This is a genomic window from Lapillicoccus sp. (assembly GCF_036559105.1).
Classification (GTDB): domain Bacteria; phylum Actinomycetota; class Actinomycetes; order Actinomycetales; family Dermatophilaceae; genus Lapillicoccus.
The window spans coordinates 52,267-68,555 of sequence record NZ_DATBTV010000163.1 but is presented as its reverse complement, the minus strand read 5'-3'; the positions used below and the strand labels follow the sequence as shown (position 1 = coordinate 68,555).

15 protein-coding genes are annotated in these 16,289 nt (G+C 71.5%); 9 read left to right on the top strand and 6 right to left on the bottom strand.

Features of this window, described 5'->3' with window-relative positions:
* The coding region (locus VIG79_RS19520) for an ABC transporter substrate-binding protein (protein WP_331888728.1) at window positions 1-791 on the top strand (791 nt) is incomplete at its 5' end.
* A gap of 86 nt (window positions 792-877) precedes the next feature.
* Here the strand turns inward: VIG79_RS19520 and VIG79_RS19515 are convergent.
* Window positions 878-3,169 (bottom strand): GNAT family N-acetyltransferase, encoded by a 2,292-nt coding sequence (locus VIG79_RS19515; RefSeq protein ID WP_331888726.1) that lies wholly within the window; start codon window positions 3,167-3,169, stop codon window positions 878-880.
* Between the two features lie 494 nt (window positions 3,170-3,663).
* Between VIG79_RS19515 and secA the strand changes: the two genes are divergently transcribed.
* On the top strand, window positions 3,664-6,612 hold the full coding sequence (secA, locus tag VIG79_RS19510; RefSeq protein ID WP_331888724.1) for a preprotein translocase subunit SecA: 2,949 nt from the start codon (window positions 3,664-3,666) through the stop codon (window positions 6,610-6,612).
* A 149-nt stretch (window positions 6,613-6,761) separates the two neighbouring features.
* On the opposite strand, the gene VIG79_RS19505 is transcribed toward secA, so the two are convergent.
* Together VIG79_RS19505 and VIG79_RS19500 are read right to left on the bottom strand one after the other, a co-directional pair.
* The gene (locus VIG79_RS19505) at window positions 6,762-7,268 is read right to left on the bottom strand and encodes an Rv3235 family protein (protein WP_331888722.1); all 507 of its coding nucleotides are present in this window, start codon (window positions 7,266-7,268) and stop codon (window positions 6,762-6,764) included.
* Window positions 7,265-8,164, bottom strand: coding sequence for a LysM peptidoglycan-binding domain-containing protein (locus VIG79_RS19500; protein WP_331888720.1), 900 nt, complete (start codon window positions 8,162-8,164; stop codon window positions 7,265-7,267). The genes VIG79_RS19505 and VIG79_RS19500 overlap by 4 nt, the downstream gene beginning before the upstream one ends.
* Before the next feature lie 72 nt (window positions 8,165-8,236).
* Here VIG79_RS19500 and VIG79_RS19495 point away from each other — a divergent pair, with 72 nt between their 5' ends.
* A complete protein-coding gene (locus VIG79_RS19495) occupies window positions 8,237-8,833 on the top strand; it encodes a hypothetical protein (protein ID WP_331888718.1) in 597 nt (198 codons plus the stop codon).
* Window positions 8,834-8,891: 58 nt separating this feature from the next.
* On the opposite strand, the gene VIG79_RS19490 is transcribed toward VIG79_RS19495, so the two are convergent.
* Window positions 8,892-9,128, bottom strand: a complete 237-nt coding sequence (locus VIG79_RS19490) for a helix-turn-helix domain-containing protein (protein WP_331888716.1) — start codon at window positions 9,126-9,128, stop codon at window positions 8,892-8,894.
* 272 nt (window positions 9,129-9,400) lie between these two features.
* On the opposite strand from VIG79_RS19490, the gene VIG79_RS19485 reads away from it, so the two are divergent.
* Window positions 9,401-10,057: a hypothetical protein gene (locus tag VIG79_RS19485; RefSeq protein ID WP_331888714.1), complete on the top strand. Its 657-nt coding sequence runs from the start codon at window positions 9,401-9,403 to the stop codon at window positions 10,055-10,057.
* Window positions 10,054-11,430, top strand: a complete 1,377-nt coding sequence (locus tag VIG79_RS19480) for a hypothetical protein (RefSeq protein WP_331888712.1) — start codon at window positions 10,054-10,056, stop codon at window positions 11,428-11,430. The genes VIG79_RS19485 and VIG79_RS19480 overlap by 4 nt, the downstream gene beginning before the upstream one ends.
* On the opposite strand, the gene VIG79_RS19475 is transcribed toward VIG79_RS19480, so the two are convergent.
* A complete protein-coding gene (locus VIG79_RS19475) occupies window positions 11,420-12,775 on the bottom strand; it encodes a hypothetical protein (RefSeq protein ID WP_331888710.1) in 1,356 nt (451 codons plus the stop codon). The genes VIG79_RS19480 and VIG79_RS19475 overlap by 11 nt on opposite strands.
* Before the next feature lies 1 nt (window position 12,776).
* A complete protein-coding gene (locus VIG79_RS19470; RefSeq protein ID WP_331888708.1) occupies window positions 12,777-13,016 on the bottom strand; it encodes a hypothetical protein in 240 nt (79 codons plus the stop codon).
* Between the two features lie 10 nt (window positions 13,017-13,026).
* Between VIG79_RS19470 and VIG79_RS19465 the strand changes: the two genes are divergently transcribed.
* The 4 genes from VIG79_RS19465 to VIG79_RS19450 are packed head-to-tail and all read left to right on the top strand — an operon-like array spanning window position 13,027 to window position 16,231.
* Window positions 13,027-13,260, top strand: a complete 234-nt coding sequence (locus tag VIG79_RS19465; RefSeq protein WP_331888706.1) for a hypothetical protein — start codon at window positions 13,027-13,029, stop codon at window positions 13,258-13,260.
* 46 nt (window positions 13,261-13,306) lie between these two features.
* Window positions 13,307-14,746, top strand: a complete 1,440-nt coding sequence (locus tag VIG79_RS19460; RefSeq protein ID WP_331888705.1) for a wax ester/triacylglycerol synthase family O-acyltransferase — start codon at window positions 13,307-13,309, stop codon at window positions 14,744-14,746.
* A 10-nt stretch (window positions 14,747-14,756) separates the two neighbouring features.
* Window positions 14,757-15,818: a patatin-like phospholipase family protein gene (locus VIG79_RS19455; protein WP_331888703.1), complete on the top strand. Its 1,062-nt coding sequence runs from the start codon at window positions 14,757-14,759 to the stop codon at window positions 15,816-15,818.
* Entirely contained in the window at window positions 15,815-16,231 is a 417-nt protein-coding gene (locus tag VIG79_RS19450; RefSeq protein WP_331888701.1) for a DUF6912 family protein, read from the top strand. The genes VIG79_RS19455 and VIG79_RS19450 overlap by 4 nt, the downstream gene beginning before the upstream one ends.
* The last annotated feature ends 58 nt before the right edge of the window (window positions 16,232-16,289 follow it).

Genomic DNA, 16,289 nt, shown 5'->3' with positions numbered 1-16,289 from the left:
CACCGCTCTGGCAGTACCTCGTCGACGCGTCCCTGTTCACCTACCGCGAGGCGTTCGTCGGGTTCCTCGCCGGCATCGTTATCGGCCTCGTACTGCTGGGAGTAGTCGATGATCAGCCGCCCGAGTTCGAGCTCTTCGCGGGACTTCAGAAAGCCGGCGTCGACCCGAAGTCCGGCGTCAACCTCGTCCAGCAGCAGTTCGACATGGCCGCGTTGCTGAGCAAGCAGATCGACGCCGCGCAGGCGATGATCTACAACGAGTACGCGCAGGTGCTCGAGCAGAAGAACCCGGCCACCGGTGCCCTGTACCAGCCGACCGACCTCAACGTCATCGACTGGAACAAGGACGGCGTCGCCACGCTCCAGGACGCCATCTGGGCCAACACCGACAAGCTGAAGAACGACACCGCCTACCAGGACACCGCGGTCAAGCTGCTCAAGGGCGCCATCGGTGGGTGGGTCTACGGCCGCGACAACTTCCAGCCCTGCGTCGACATCGTGCTCAAGAACGGCCCCACGCTGGGGGCCTCGCACCAGGCGTGGCAGCTGGCCCGGGTGAACGAGCTCGTCTGGCCGTCGCCGGGCGGGATCGGCGTCGTCGACAAGACACTCTGGGACCAGACCGTCTCCGTCGCGACCAGCCAGAAGGTGGTGGCGGCCGCGCCGGACGCCGACGCGTACTCGAACACACACGTGCAGAAGGCGGTCGACGCGCTCAAGGCGGGCGGGATGGACGTGACCGGCTCCTCCTACAAGGCGCCACAGGTGACGTTGAAGGAAGGCGGCAAGTAGGGGTGGGCGAGGCCGTCCCCGACGACGGGGACGGCCGGGCCGGGATGTCTCTCGGGTGGAGGTATCGCCGCGCCCTAGCGGCTCGGCTATGCCTCCACCCGAGGCGCATCCGTGGCCAGCCGGTCGAAGTCGACCAGGTCGTCGTAGTGAGCATCGTCGAGTCGTTCGGCCTGACGCTGCTGTCCGGTGCGCTGGAACCCGTTCGCCTCCGCCACGTGCTGGGATGCGCCGTTGCCGGCGGCCGCCTTGAGGACCAGCCGGCGCAGTCCGAGCCCGCCCTCGGCGGTCGGGCGGAAGGCGTGGGTGGTGATCAGCCGCACGGCCTCCGTCATCATCCCCTGACCGCGGGCCTCGGGATGAGCCCAGTAGCCCACCTCTCCGGTGGTCGGGTCCAGGCCGCCGAGCTTCATCACCGCGACGGACCCCACGCAGACGTCGTCGTCCGGCCGGGCCATCGCGAGGTAGAGGCCGGTGCCGAGGGCGGCCTGACCACGACAGAACCGGATGTAGGCGTCGGCGTGCTCCAGCGTGTACGGGTCCGGTAGTCCCGAGAGCCAGGTCTGCGCCCGCTCGTCGGAGCAGCCTTCGACGACGCGCGACGCGTCGTCGGCGCGCCACGCACGCAGCCGCACGTGCTCGCCGTCGTGAGTCACCTCGTCGACCCGCGGGAGGCGGCGGTCCCACCGGTCGTCGATCGCCAGCAGCTCGAAGTAGGCACCGTCGGAGACGTCGCCGGCCGCGTTGCGGTAGGCGAAGCGGTCCTGACCCCACCGCTGGAACCCGGCGCGGAGCAGCACGGCCTGGGACGCCCCGTTGTCCAGGTCCGTCTCCGCGTAGAGGCGCGACAGCCCCATCCCACCGTCGGAGACCGGAGCGAAGGCGTGGTCGAGGATCGCGGGCATCACCTCACCGAGGACCCCCTGACGCCGGGCGCCAGGGAAGAGCCAGTAGCCGATCTCCGCCTGGAAGCGATCCGCGACGGGGTCCAGCCGGAACACCGTCATGTTGCCCAGGGCCTGGTCCGTCTCCTTGTCGGCGATGGCCCAGTTGAGGTTCTGGTCGGCGTCCTGTCCGAGCTGTCGACGGAGCAGCCACGCCGGGAAGGTGGCCGCGTCGGGGTGTGCGCCGGGCGGCATGAACCTCAGGCTGTCGGCGTCGGGACCCTGGTCCGGACCGGGGACGTCGCGAAGGGTCCACGGGCGCAGGCGGTAACGGTCGGTCTCGATGACGGGGAGGCGGCCGGGCTCGACCCGCTGCGCCTCGCGGTCGTCCGTCGCCAGCAGGTCGAAGACCATGGCGTCGTCGGGTCTGCCGTCGACCTGGATCGACTGCCGCTCCGTCCCGACCAGCGCGAACCCCGCACGCCGCAGGACCCGCCGGGAGGGCCGGTTGCCCACCGCGCAGGCGGCGGTGAGCTGGTGCAGACCGAGCCCGCCCTCGTCGGCCGGTGTCCAGGCGTACGGGATGAGCAGCTCGAGGGACCGCCCGACCACACCCTGGCCACGGGCATCGGTCAGCAGCCAGAACCCGAGGATCCCGGTGCCCGCGAACAGCGACACGTCGAGCCGGTTGACGTCCACGCCGCCGAGGAGCCGGTCGGTGGCGACGTCGGCGACGGCGCACGAGAGGGAGCTCCCGTTGGCGTTCCGTGAGCGTTGGGCGAGCAGCCAGTCGTCGAAGGTGTCCGGGGTCGGGAGGCCGACGGAGAATGACCGGACCGCCTCGTCGTGCTCGAGCGGCATGCTGGCGGCGTCCTCCTCGCGGAACGGCCGCAACCGGATGCCGTCGCCCTCGATCTCGGGCGCCGAGAGCCAACGGGTGGCCGGTTCCAGAGGCTCGCCGGCCAGGAGGCGTCCGGCCCAGATCTGTTCCGGGCGGGCCCCACGCGCGGCCGGTCCGGCCCGCCACACCGCCTCGGGGGCGATGCGGAAGCCGGCCTTCCACGCCACCCGGCGCGAGGCGAAGTTGCCGACCAGCGCGTGCCAGAGGACCAACCGGGCTCCGTCGTCGATGGCGTGCGTGCAGACCAGCCGGACGGCCGCGGTCATCAGGTCGCGCCCTCGGTGGGCCGGGTGTCCGGCGAACGACACCTCGACGACGCCGTCGCCCTCGGTGCGGAGGGCGATCAGCCCGGCGAGCTCGCCGCCGTCGTCGAGCGCCCAGGTGGTGCGACGCCCCGCGGCGTGGTCCTCGTCGATGCGAAGCAAGAACGCGCGGGCGTCCTCCTCCGTGTAGGTCGGTGGCACGGTGGTCCACCGGACGGTCTCCGGGTCACGGGACTGCTCGACGATGGCCGGCAGGTCCGCCGGGGTGACGGGGCGCAGGGTGACCGTCCCGTCGGACAGGGGCGGTGCGACGGTCGACGGGGCGGACGGCATACCGGCCACCCAACCAACCCGGCTCACCGTCGGGCAAGCCACTTCCCCCGGCACGTCGTCAGCGGCGCGCCGTGGCGGAGTCGATGGCGACGACGTCGGTCCCGGCGAAGTCCACCGCCCGTAGCAGGTGGTCACCGCCGGCGAGGACGAACGGGTTCCGGTGCCCGACGGCACGGGCGGCCGTACGGCGTTGGTCGAGGCGTCGACGGGGTAGAGGTTGCCGCCCCGCCGAGGCGTGTTTCCCGCCTTCGCCGACGCGATCGGCCTCTTTCGCAAGGGACTCGCCGAGGAGGGGGTCGACGGAGGGAGTCGAGGAGGAGCAGGTGCTCGTCGTCCTCGAGCCGACCGGCTGACGGAACCGCTCTTCGTGGCGACGCGTTGGGTCGGGTGCCAGGGAACCGACTAGCCTAGGTCGGTGTTCCGCGTGCTCGCGCGGTGATGTCGCGCGTCCCGCGAAAACACGTCGTCAGATCGTCCATCAGCAGGAGTTCAGCGTGCCCAAGGTCTTCGAGAAGCTGATGCGTGCCGGCGAGGGCCGGATCCTCAAGCGGCTGGAGGGCATCTCCGTCCAGGTCAACGCGCTCGAGGACGACTTCGAGAAGCTCACCGACGAGGAGCTGCGCAACGAGACCGACGTCTTCCGGCAGCGGCTGGCCGACGGCGAGAGCCTGGACGACCTGCTGCCCGAGGCGTTCGCCGCGGTCCGCGAGGCGTCCAAGCGGACCCTCGGCAAGCGGCACTTCGACGTGCAGATGATGGGTGGTGCGGCGCTGCACCAGGGCAACGTCGCCGAGATGAAGACCGGTGAGGGCAAGACCCTCGTCGCCACGCTGCCGTCGTACCTCAACGCCCTCAGCGGCAAGGGCGTCCACGTCGTGACGGTCAACGACTACCTCGCGGAGTACCAGTCCGAGCTGATGGGCCGCATCCACCGGGCCCTCGGGCTCGAGACCGGCTGCATCCTCGCGTCGATGACCCCGGCGCAGCGGCGCGTCGAGTACGCGAAGGACATCACCTACGGGACGAACAACGAGTTCGGGTTCGACTACCTGCGCGACAACATGGCGTGGAGCCCGGACGAGCTGGTCCAGCGCGGCCACAACTTCGCGATCGTCGACGAGGTCGACTCGATCCTCATCGACGAGGCGCGGACGCCGCTCATCATCAGCGGGCCGGCCGACCAGGCGACCAAGTGGTACGTGGAGTTCGCCAAGATCGTCCAGCGGCTCAAGCGCGGCGAGCTGGAGTCCGGCGAGGGCGACTACGAGGTCGACGAGAAGAAGCGGACCGTCGGCGTCCTCGAGGCCGGCATCGAGAAGGTCGAGGACCTGCTCGGCATCGAGAACCTCTACGAGTCGGTCAACACCCCGCTCATCGGCTACCTCAACAACGCGCTCAAGGCCAAGGAGCTGTTCAAGCGCGACAAGGACTACGTCGCGATGAACGGCGAGATCCTCATCGTCGACGAGCACACCGGCCGGATGCTCCCCGGCCGCCGCTACAACGAGGGCATGCACCAGGCCATCGAGGCCAAAGAGGGCGTCGAGATCCAGAACGAGAACCAGACCCTCGCGACGATCACCCTCCAGAACTACTTCCGCATGTACGACACGTTGTCGGGGATGACCGGTACCGCCCAGACCGAGGCCGCAGAGCTCAACGCGATCTACAAGCTGGGCGTCCACACCATCCCGACCAACATGCCGATGGTCCGCGACGACCAGGCCGACCTCGTCTACCGGACCGAGGAGGCCAAGTACAACGCCGTCGTCGCCGATATCGTCGAGCGGCACGAGGCCGGCCAGCCGGTCCTCGTCGGCACCATCTCCGTCGAGAAGAGCGAGTACCTCTCCCAGCAGCTGAAGCGCAACGGGGTCACGCACGAGGTCCTCAACGCCAAGCAGCACGCGCGAGAGGCCTCGATCGTGGCGGAGGCCGGCCGCAAGGGCGCCGTGACCGTCGCGACCAACATGGCCGGCCGTGGCACCGACATCATGCTCGGCGGCAACCCGGAGTTCCGGGCGATCGCGGCGCTCAAGGGCCGCGGCCTCGACCCCGAGGAGACCCCCGAGGAGTACGAGGAGGCGTGGGACGAGGCGCTCGCCGCCGCCGAAGAGGCGGTCGCGAACGAGCACGACGAGGTCGTGGACCTCGGCGGGCTCTACGTCCTCGGCACCGAGCGGCACGAGTCGCGGCGCATCGACAACCAGCTCCGGGGCCGGTCCGGTCGCCAGGGCGACCCGGGTGAGTCCCGGTTCTACCTCTCGCTGCAGGACCACCTCATGCGGTTGTTCAACGCCGCGATGGTGGACCGGTTCATGACCACGGCGGGCATGGAGGACGAGGTCCCCATCGAGTCCAAGATGGTCTCCCGCTCGATCCAGAGCGCGCAGAGCCAGGTCGAGGCGCAGAACTACGAGATCCGCAAGAACGTCCTCAAGTACGACGACGTGCTCAACCGACAGCGGCAGGTCATCTACGACGAGCGGCGCCGGGTCCTCGAGGGCGAGGACATGGAGGAGCAGATCCGCCACTTCGTCAACGACGTCATCGAAGGCTACGTCGACTCCGCCACCTCGAACGGGTATGCGGGGGACTGGGACCTCGAGCAGCTCTGGACCGCGATGCGCACCCTCTACCCCGTCTCGATCACCATCGACGACCTCGCCGACGAGGCCGGCGGCCGGAACTCGATCAGCCCGGAGCAGCTGAAGGAGGCCCTCACCTCCGACGCGCACCACGCGTACGACCAGCGTGAGGAGGCCCTGGGCGCCGAGGTGATGCGCGAGATCGAGCGGCGCGTCGTCATGTCGGTCCTCGACCGGAAGTGGCGCGAGCACCTGTACGAGATGGACTACCTCCAGGAGGGCATCGGGCTGCGCGCGATGGCCCAGCGTGACCCGCTGGTCGAGTACCAGCGCGAGGGGTTCCTGCTGTTCGAGGCGATGATGGACGGGATCAAGGAAGAGTCCGTCGGCTACATCTTCAACGTCGAGGTCCAGGTCGAGCCGCCAGCGGATGCGATCGCCGGCCAGGCGCTGGAGCCGATGTCGGTCAGCGACATGATGGGCGCGCTCGCCGCCACGCCGCAGGACGCCGTGGCCGACGATGCGGCCGCGGACGGGCTCGCCGAGCCCGCCGACGAGGTCCAGGACCGCGAGGTGGCCGCGACCAGCAACGGCTCGAACGGCTCGAACGGCTCGGCTCGCGAACCGGTGCCCAGCGGCGCGCGGGTCCCACCCGCCTTCTCGGCCAAGGGCCTCGGCGGTCCGGCCGCTCGCCAGCTGCGCTACACGGCGCCGAGCGACGACGGATCGGTCGAGGAGCGGAGCGTGTCCGAAGACGCGGCGAGCGGCGCCGGGTCGAACGGCGCCCCGCAGACCCGAGCCGGCAACCGTCCGCCCAAGCGGTCCTCCAAGAAGGCCCGTCGCCGGGGCAAGTGAGCCTCGATCCCCGGGTCCGCTCGGCTCGACGCGGCGTCCAGCGACTCGACTCCGGGCGCACCCTGCGTCAAGCCGCCTGACTCCACGTCAGGCCGACCGGCTGGCGCCGAGCCGGTCGCCTGGGGTCAGGGGGCGGCGGCAAGACGGGGTCAGCCGATGACGAGGTCGGTCACCACCCAGCGGTGGTCGACCCCGGCCATCCGCATGGCCATGGCTCGCAGCCGGTCGGGATGGACCACCACGACGCTGACCTCGACGACCCCGTCGGCGACGTCGCAGACCCGGGTCCGGCGCACGACCGGCCGGCGCGTGTGCTGGAGACCGCGACGAGCCGCCACCAGGGAGCGGCGGGCCAGTACCGCATACACCTCAGGGCTGGTCCACCGGATGACCTGCGGTGCCGGACGCGCGCCGGCCATCACCTCGACGATGGCCTGGGCCAGCTGCGGCGCGAACCGGTCGGGGTCGGGCAGGTCGTCGGATCGGGACCGCTGACGGTCGAAGTAGCGGTCGTCGTCCGGCGTGTAGTCGATGGCGAGGGCGTCCTGGATGTACGGCGACTCGGTGGTCGTCATGGCGGCGACGACCTCGTCGTAGGAGATGGTCGGCGGCTCGGTGCGGGGGAGGGGTACCACCCGCAGCGGCTGGGCGGTCACGAGGCGGCGCCGGAGGTCGGGGCGGTTAGCACCTGACCGACGCGGATGAGGTTCGGGTCCGGCCCGATGACCTTCCGGTTCGCGGCATACCAGCGCGGCCATTCGTGGGCGACCTGCTGGCGCGTCGCGTGCGGCCCGAGGTGTCGCGCCGCGATGGTCCAGAGGCTGTCGCCACGGACCACGGTGAGGCTGCGGGCCCCGGACGACGGCGACGGGGTATGCGGCGCAGGGCCGAGCGGTCCCAGGGCCGAAGGCGCCCTGGTCTCCTTGGCCGGCGTCGGTGCGGACGCGGTCGTGGTCGCGACGGAGGGGGCGGGGGCTGACGTCGTGACGGGGGTGGTCCGGACGCCGGCCCCGAAGCCGGGGTCGGGGACGGTCGCGACGGGCCCCGTCAACGTCCCCGGATCCGGGACTGCGTCGACCACCGGCGCTCGCAGGGTGATGCCGAACGCCGGGTCCGGTGCCGGCGCCGTCTGGCTGGTGGTCGTCGTGAGCGGCGGCGCGGGAAACGGGCTGTCGGCGTGCGCCGCCGGGGTGGCCGCCGTGGCGATTGCCGTTCCCAGGACGGCCGCCGTCAACCGGCGCACGGCGGCAGGGGCCACGTGCTCGGCCGCCATCGTGAACCGCCGGCCGGCGGCTCCCGGCGCGGCACTGAGCGCGGAGAAGGTCACCCCGAGCCCGAGCCACGCGAGGAGGGACGCACCGAGCCCAGCGGCCCCGAGAACGAGGAGGTCCTCCGCAGCGTCGGGCCCGCTGGCCCGCACCGCCGTCAGCGAGCCGGCTCCGGCCAGCCAGAAGGCCCAGAGGCCCGCAGCGGAGAGTCCTACGGCGGCCGCGGCGGCGGTCGCCGACCGCCGGAGGGACGATGCCGAACGCATCTCCATAGGGACCTCCATGCTGATTGATGCTGTTTACCTATGTTTACCTCTCTTTAATCCTGTGTCAATACCGATGGTTAGACTCGTCGTATGCGGTGGGAGCGGCTCTTCGACGACCTGGAAGCGCAGCTGAGCTCCGACGTGACCCGCGAGCTGGTGGCGGAGGTCGCCGACCGCACCCGGCGGGAGCGGGCCCTGGTCGGGATGCACGAACGGTTTGCCGCGGCGGCCGACCGGACGGTCGTCGAGATCCGGGTGGCCGGGGTCGGCCTGCTGCGCGGGTTGGTGACCGGGAGCGGTCCGGACTGGGTGCTGCTCGACCATCGCGTGGAAGCGGCGCTCAGCGTGGTGGCGGCGACCGGGTCCGGGACCGCTCGCGTGGATCGGCCGATGCTGGTGCCGACGCACGCCATCCGGTCGGTGACCGGGCTCGGCGGCGCGGAGCAGACCGGTGCGGTGGCCAAGGCCTTCGGGCTCGGGTCCGCCCTCAGAGCGGTGAGCCGCGACCGGGCCGTCGTCGACGTCGTCGATGTCGACGGCGCCGTCGTGACCGGGACGATCGACAGCGTCGGTCAGGACTACCTCGAGGTCGCGGAGCACTCCGCCGACCTGCCGCGCCGGGCCGAGAACGTGCTCGCCGTGCGCGCTATCCCGTTCGCGGGGGTCGCGATGGTGCGACGCCGCTGACGCGAAGGGGATCGGGAGTCCCTCGCATCAACGGCGACGCGACGTCGGGTCTCAGGGGTCAGACGATGTCGTCGGTCCCGGTGCCGAAGGGATGGGCGGCGACGAACTGACGGGTCTCGGAGTACATGCGCTGGATGTAGTTCTCCAGCTCCGTCGTCTCGACCCGCCACTGGCCTCGGCCACCTACCTTGATGGCCGGAAGCTCACCGGACCTGACCAAGGCGTAGGCCTGGGCCGCGGAGATGTTGAGGACCTCGGAGACCTCGGTGAGCTGAAGGAACCGTTGCGTGGGCATGCTGGGGTTTGTCCTCGCTTCGAGTGAGCAGTGGTTGAACCGGGTGGTCGTCGACCGTGCCACTAGGACACACGTCGAGGTTCTTTACCGGCTCTTTACTGTAGGCGATGAGTCCCCTGACGCGTCTACTCTTCCACAATCACGCTCCTGACTGGCAGGTTCTCCACAGACAGGGACTTGAGGACACGTCGCTGGACGCGGTCCGCCATGATTGGACGCGCACCGCCCTAGCGCGGAACGACGAACGTAAGCCAGGGCGACAAGGAGAAGGTGTGGCTCAGCTGCCCGAACCGACAGCAAAGCGACTGCAGCGGCCATCGTGGCGCGATGCCCGACTGCTCGTCGGCGTGGTCCTCGTCCTGCTCGGAACGGTCCTCGGTGCCCGCCTCATCGCGGGCGCCGACGACACGACGCCGATGTATGCCGCATCGACCGCCATCCGGCCGGGCGACCACCTCACCACCGACAACCTGCGCCGGGTCGACGTCCAGCTCGGAGACGAGTCCGCGCGCTACCTCACGGCGACGTCCGCCGTCCCCGACGACAGCTACGCGCTGCGCGACATCCCCGAGGGTGAGCTCGTCCCCGCTTCCGCGGTGGGGTCGCGGTCCGCGGTCGCGGTCCAGCCGGTCACCGTCGAGGTCGACGCCAACTCGGTCCGCGGCCTCCCGGCGAACGCCGTCGTCGACGTCTGGGTCAGCCCGCGCGACCTCCAGTCCACCCAGGAGCGATACCTCGAGGCGGCGCTCGCCCTTCAGCGGGTCAGCGTCTCGCCGGTGAACCAGGACTCCGGACGGTTCGGCGCCGCTTCCGGGGCGATGGCGGTCCAGCTCCGGGTCCCGCGCGAGAAGGTCGCCGAGGTCATCGCCGCCGTCGACAAGCAGTCGCGGTTCACCCTGGTCCCGGTCCCCGGCCAGGGCACCTCGTGACGCACGTCCTCACCGCGCTGGGAAACCGGTGGGAGAGCCGGGTCGCCACGCTCCTCGAGGGCTCTCGCGAGGTCACCATCGTCCGTCGCTGTGCGGACCTGCCCGACCTCGTGGCGACCGCCGCCGCCGGGCTCGGCACCGTAGCGCTCGTCTCGAGCGACCTGCGCGGCCTCGACCTCACCGTCGTCGCCCAGCTGCGGTCGGCCGGCGTGCACGTGGTCGGGATCGCTCCCGACGGTGACGAGGACTCCGAACGACGACTGCGTCAGCTGGGTGTCGGCCGCATCGTCCCCGGCAGCGTCGAGCTGGCGGAGCTCGAGGCCGCCCTCACCGAGGCGGCCCCGCCGCTCGACGATTCCCTCGTGACCCTCGAGCGCGACCTCGATGATGAGCTCACTGATGACCTCGCCGGAAACCAGCGGCGCGACGGTATGCCTGGACCCGCCCCTTCGGCCGCGGTCCCGGCGTACCTGGATCGAGGCGGTCCGCAGGGTCCGGGCGAGGCGGGCGACGAGGTCCGGGTCGACGCCGCTGAAGGCCGGGTGCTGGCCATCTGGGGCCCGACAGGGGCGCCCGGACGGACCACCATCGCGGTGACTCTGGCGAGCGAGCTGGCCGGGCTCGGCATACCCACCGTGCTCGTCGACGCCGACACCTACGGCGGCTCGGTGGCCCAGGCGCTGTCGTTCCTTGACGAGGCGCCCGGGATCGCGGCCGCCTCGCGGGCCGCCGACCAGGGCAGCCTCGACCTGCCGACGCTTGCCCGTCTGGCTCCCGTGGCGTCGCCCGGCCTGCGAGTCCTCACGGGTATCCCCAAGGCCGAGCGCTGGCCGGAGATCCGGGCCGCCGCCCTCGAGCGAGTCCTCACCCTCTGCCGGTCGCTCGGCGAGGTGGTGATCGTCGACTGCGGGTTCAGCCTCGAGGACGACGAGGAGCTCAGCTACGACACCATGGCCCCGCGCCGCAACGCCGCCACGCTCAGTACCCTCGGCCTGGCCGACGAGGTCGTCGCCGTCGGCGCGTGCGACCCGGTGGGGCTGCAGCGTTTGGTGCGTGGGCTCCAGGAGCTCGGCACCGTCCCGACGCCGCGGCCCACCGTCGTCGTGAACCGGGTTCGCCCCGGAGCCGTCGGCGCCAACCCGGAGCAACGGGTGTCCGAGGCGCTGTCCCGCTTCGCCGGGGTGACCGAGGTGCTCTTCGTCCCGGACGACCCCAGCGCTCTCGACACGGCCCTGCTCCAGGGGCGGGCGCTGGCGGAGTGTGCCCCGCAGTCGCCGGTCCGGCCCGCGGTGCGCTCGCTGGCCGAGAAGGTCGCCGGCGCTCCGGCCGGCAGCGGTCGACGGCGACGACGCGGACTCCGGGTCAGCCGCTGAACAGCAGCGAGAGCCCGCCCACGGTGTAGGCGACCATGAGCACCATCAGCGGCACCTGGCCGACGACGGCCGCGCGGTGCGGGAGGATCCGGATCGCCCGCTCGTGCGCGACCACCACGCCGAGTACGTGTCCGATGACGATCGCCCCCGCCTGGACGACGGCGACCAGGGTGGGCTGGATGAGCCAGGCCCACGACGCGACCCCGCCGGTGCCCAGCCAGTTCGCGCCGGTGCCGAGCGGGTCGCCCAGCAGCGCCAGGGTTCGCGGACCCTGGAAGGCGAGCAACGAGTAGTAGTGGGCGACGAGGTACCCCGCCGCGATGGGCAGCAGGGACGGCGCCAGGTCGGCGGCCACCCCGCGGACCGGAACTCCCGACACCCAGGCCGAGATCGCCGCTGCCAGGTGTAGCGCCCCCCCGACGAGGACCACGACGCCGAGCAGGGTCCCCGTCCGGACCAGGTCGGGCGCGGCCGTGGACTGGACCCACCCCGCATACCGGATGTCCGCCGACAGGCTGTCGTACGCCGTGCCGCCGAGCATCACGGCCGCCGTCGCGAGCAGGCCGCGGCGCGCCGAGAGCAGGCTCGGGCCGTGGACCGGGCTGCGGAGCACCAGGCGGCCGTCCGGTCGCCGGCCCAGGGGCGACATCCGGCCGTAGAGTCGCGAGAGCACCTCGAACGGGTCGCCCTCCCGGAACCACCGCTCGCCGAAGGTCAGTGAGCCCACGACGCTGATGAGCACGAACAGCGCGACGGCGATGCGCAGCACCAGCAACGTCGTCCGGTCGGGCGCGACGAGCTCCAGCCAGGTGAAGGCGAGCAGCCCGGACGCCGCGGGCCAGTAGCCGAGGTCGAGGTCGGTGAGCGTGAAGTCGCGAGGGATCCGCGCGAGCGCCGCGATGCCCCGATGCAGCCAACGGATTGGGTTGAGGACCGCCCAGATCGCGCCGAACACCAGGGACAGGAACGGCATCCCGACCCAGAGCCACACGTAGACGACGTACGGCACCGGGTTGTTCGCATCGTCACGTCCGAACACCAGCGACATCAGCACCCAGCCGGTCAGCAGCAGCGACAGCCCGGCGAGGATCCCGCGGAACCACCGCGCGTCGAGGACCGACTGGACCCCTGGGGGAACCGGCCACCCGTCCGAAGGGTTCAGCCGCGGCTCCCGCCACAGCAACGCCAGCCCGACGAACGAGGCGACCAGAGCCAGCGCGGCCCCGATGACCAGCGCCTCGAACGGGAGAGGGAGGTCGGTGCGGTTGCCGACGCCGTGGGCCGGCACCGCGACCCACGGGGCCGCCGGCAGGTATGCCGCGAGTCCGGCCCCGGGGGCGCTCACCTCAGCGGACGGCGACGGTGAGCAGCGTCAGTGCGGGGTGGTGCAGCTCGACCTCGTAGACGCCCGGGTCCTTGCCGGTGAGGGCGATGGTGGCCGGCACGCCGGCCTTGATGTCCTCCTCGACCTCGAACCCGTGCGCGTGGAGCTGGTCGTCGTGGTCGCTGGTGACGACGAGCGTCAGGGTCTGGCCGACCGGCAGGTCGACCTGAGCGGGCGCCGGAGTGACCGCCGAACCGGTCACCGTGATGGCGATGGTCCGTCCGGTGGTCGTCGAGGTCGTGGCCGACGGGGTGGAGCTGGTGGCCGAGGACGTCGCGGAGGTCGACGGGCTCGCGCTCGTCGCCGGTGTCGTGGCGGCCGGAGTCGGTGACCCGTTGGAGCAGGCCGCCAGCGCGACGGCCGCCGCGGCGACGACCGCAGCCGTGGTGAGGCGACGCATACCCCTGAGCTCCCTACCCCTGATCGACGAGTCCGGCCTGACGTGACCGACGTCGCCATCGTAAGGAAGGACCGGTCTGCAACGATGTGCGGGTGTCCGACCGGCTGAGCTCCCTCGACGCCTCGTTGCTGTACCTCGAGGAGCCGACCACGGTCATGCACGTCGGCAACGTCATGGTGTTCGACGAACCAGGGGGGCGGGGAAGTTCCGACGCGCCGTTCGACTACGAGGAGCTCGTCGCCCTCATCTCCGCGCGCATCGCCCACCTGCCGCGCTACCGCCAGAAGATCCGCGAGGTGCCCGGCCGGCTGGCCAACCCGGTCTGGGTCGACGACGAGTCGTTCGACATCACCTACCACGTACGCCAGGCGGCCCTGCCGAAGCCGGGCACCGACGAGCAGCTCGAGGAGTTCGTCGCCCGGATCCAGCAGCGGCCGCTCGACCGTAGCCACCCGCTCTGGGAGGTCTACCTCGTCGAGGGGCTGGAGCACGACCGGTTCGCCGTCGTCACCAAGACGCACCACGCGCTCGTCGACGGGGCGGTCGCTCTCGACATCGCGCAGCTCGTGGTGCGCGACCGACCGGGCTTCGACGAGGACGTCGTCGACACGTGGCGGCCGCGGCACGAGCCCAGCGACCTGCAGCTGGTCGCCGGAGCGGTCACCGACGCCGTGTTCATGCCCGGTCAGGTGATCGACTCGGTGCGCGAGAACGTCGACGAGGCGCGCGAGATCGCGGGGCGCGTCGTGCAGGGCCTCGGCTCCCTGGTCTCGACCGTGGTGCGCGGGGCTGCCCGCCCGGCTCCCACCTCACCGCTCAACGTGGAGATCGGCGCCGGCCGCCGTTTCGTCATGGTGGGGACCGACCTCGACGACTACCGGAAGGTGCGCTCGCGGCTGGCCCGCGGGGCCTACGCCGACGACGTCACCATCAACGACGTGATCCTCGCGACCGTGGCCGGCGCGTTCCGGGCCTGGCTGCTCACCCGGGGCGAACCGGTCCACCCGAGCTCGGTGATCCGGTCGATGGTCCCCGTCAGCGTCGAGTCCGAGTCCGGGTCGTCCGCCGCGGCGCACCGGCTCACCGCCTGCTTCGTGGACCTGCCGGTCGGGGAACCCGGTGCGTCGATGCGCCTGCACCAGATCGCCTTCTCGATGCGCCAACAGATGGAGGGCGGCCAGGCGATGAGCGCGCAGCGCCTCGTCGGGCTGGCCGGGTTCGCGCCGCCCACCCTGCACTCGCTCGGTGCCCGGCTCGGCAGCGCGATGTCGCGCCGATTGTTCAACGTCATCATCACGAACGTCCCCGGCCCCCAGACGACGCTGTATGCGGGGGAGGCGCCGATGCTCTCGACCTACCCGGTGATCCCGCTCGCCAAGGGGCAGGCGCTCGCGATCGGGCTGACGTCGTACGACGGCGGGGTGTACTTCGGCCTCAACGCCGACCGCAACGCGATGCCCGACCTCGAGGTGCTCGGCCAGTGCATCGTCGACGCGCTCGCCGAGCTCACCGAGGGCCGGGAGGGCGCGTGATGACGCGCTCATGACCAGGAGAGGACTGGTCCTCGGCGGCGGGGGCGTGCTGGGAGCGGCGTGGATGGTCGGCGCCCTCACGGCGTTGGAGGACCACCTCGGCGTGGACGTCCGGTCGTTCGACGAGATGGTGGGGACGTCGGCCGGATCGGTGCTGTCCTCGCTGCTGGCGTCCGGCGTCAGCGTCGCCGAGCTGCGCACGCACCAGATGGAGGGGTCGCTCACCTACGGCAAGCTGGCCGGCTTCGAGTGGAACTACAACGAGAGCACGGGTGGCGACCGACCGCCCGCTCCGCGCGCGGGGTTCGGGTCGACGGTGTTGCTGCGCAAGCCGATTCGCGAGCTTCGTCAGCTGCCGCCGATGGCCGTGCTCGCGGCACTCCTGCCCGAGGGCCGGGGCCGGCTGGACAGTGTCGGCGCCCTGGTCCGCCACGTCGTCGGGGACGGGTGGGTCGAACGCTCGGGGCTCACCCTCGCGGCGCTCGACTACGACCTCGGGGTGCGCGTGCCGTTCGGACGCGCCGATGCGCCGGCGGCAGGGGCAGCCGAGGCGGTCATGGCCTCGTGCGCCATCCCCGGTTGGTACCAGCCGGTGACGATCAACGAGCGGCGCTACATCGACGGCGGCACCTGGTCGTCGACCAACATCGACCTCATGGCCGGCCTCGGACTCGACGAGGTCCACGTCCTCGCACCTCAGGCGTCGTTCGACCTCGACGCCCCCCGTGAGCTGGTGACCCGACTGGAGCGGCAGTGGCGTACGCGGGTGACCGCCAAGGCGCTGCGGGAGCTGGCCGTGGTCCACTCCGAGGGGACCGACGTGACGATCATCGGTCCTGGCCGCGAGGACCTCGAGGCGATCGGTGGCAACCTCATGGACGTGGGCCGGCGGCCTCGCGTGATGGAGACGTCGCTGCGGACCTCGCTGCTCGCCCTGGAGGACCCCGGTCCGGCGCCCCTGCCCTCAGACTTCCACCCCCTGACCGACGACACCGAGCTGCGGGCGGCCATGGCGGCCGAGGACGAGGCGGCCGACCAGGCCGAGCTGACGGCGCGAGAGGGGCGGTCGTGACGGTGCAGAACCGCGTCTACGTCGCCCTGGACCGAGCCGCGCTGCGCCGGTTGGCCACCGTCGGGAGGCTCGAACCGGCCCCGTTCACGGCGTATGCGGTGACGACCGACCTGCGCCGGGAGCACCCGAACGCCGACGACGAGGAGCTCGAGTACCTCGCCTTCACGGACGCCGCGTCCGAGGCTGCGACCGCCGCCGCTGCCGGCCGGCCCGCCCGGGTGGTCGCCGCGGCCGACGTGGACGCCGACCTCCTGACCGACCTGCTGGAACCCGGTGCGCCGGTCAGCGCGGTCCGTGTCGCTGCGGCGGTACCGCGGCGCCACGTCGCCTCGTTCCACGTCGCCGACGAGGCGGCGGACCACGCGTGGTACGACGCCACCGAGCTCGACGTGGTCATCGACCTCCTCGCCTGAGCGCGGACGACGAGTCAGGAACCGGGAAGCCCGCGGCGTCGACCGACGCATACCGTGT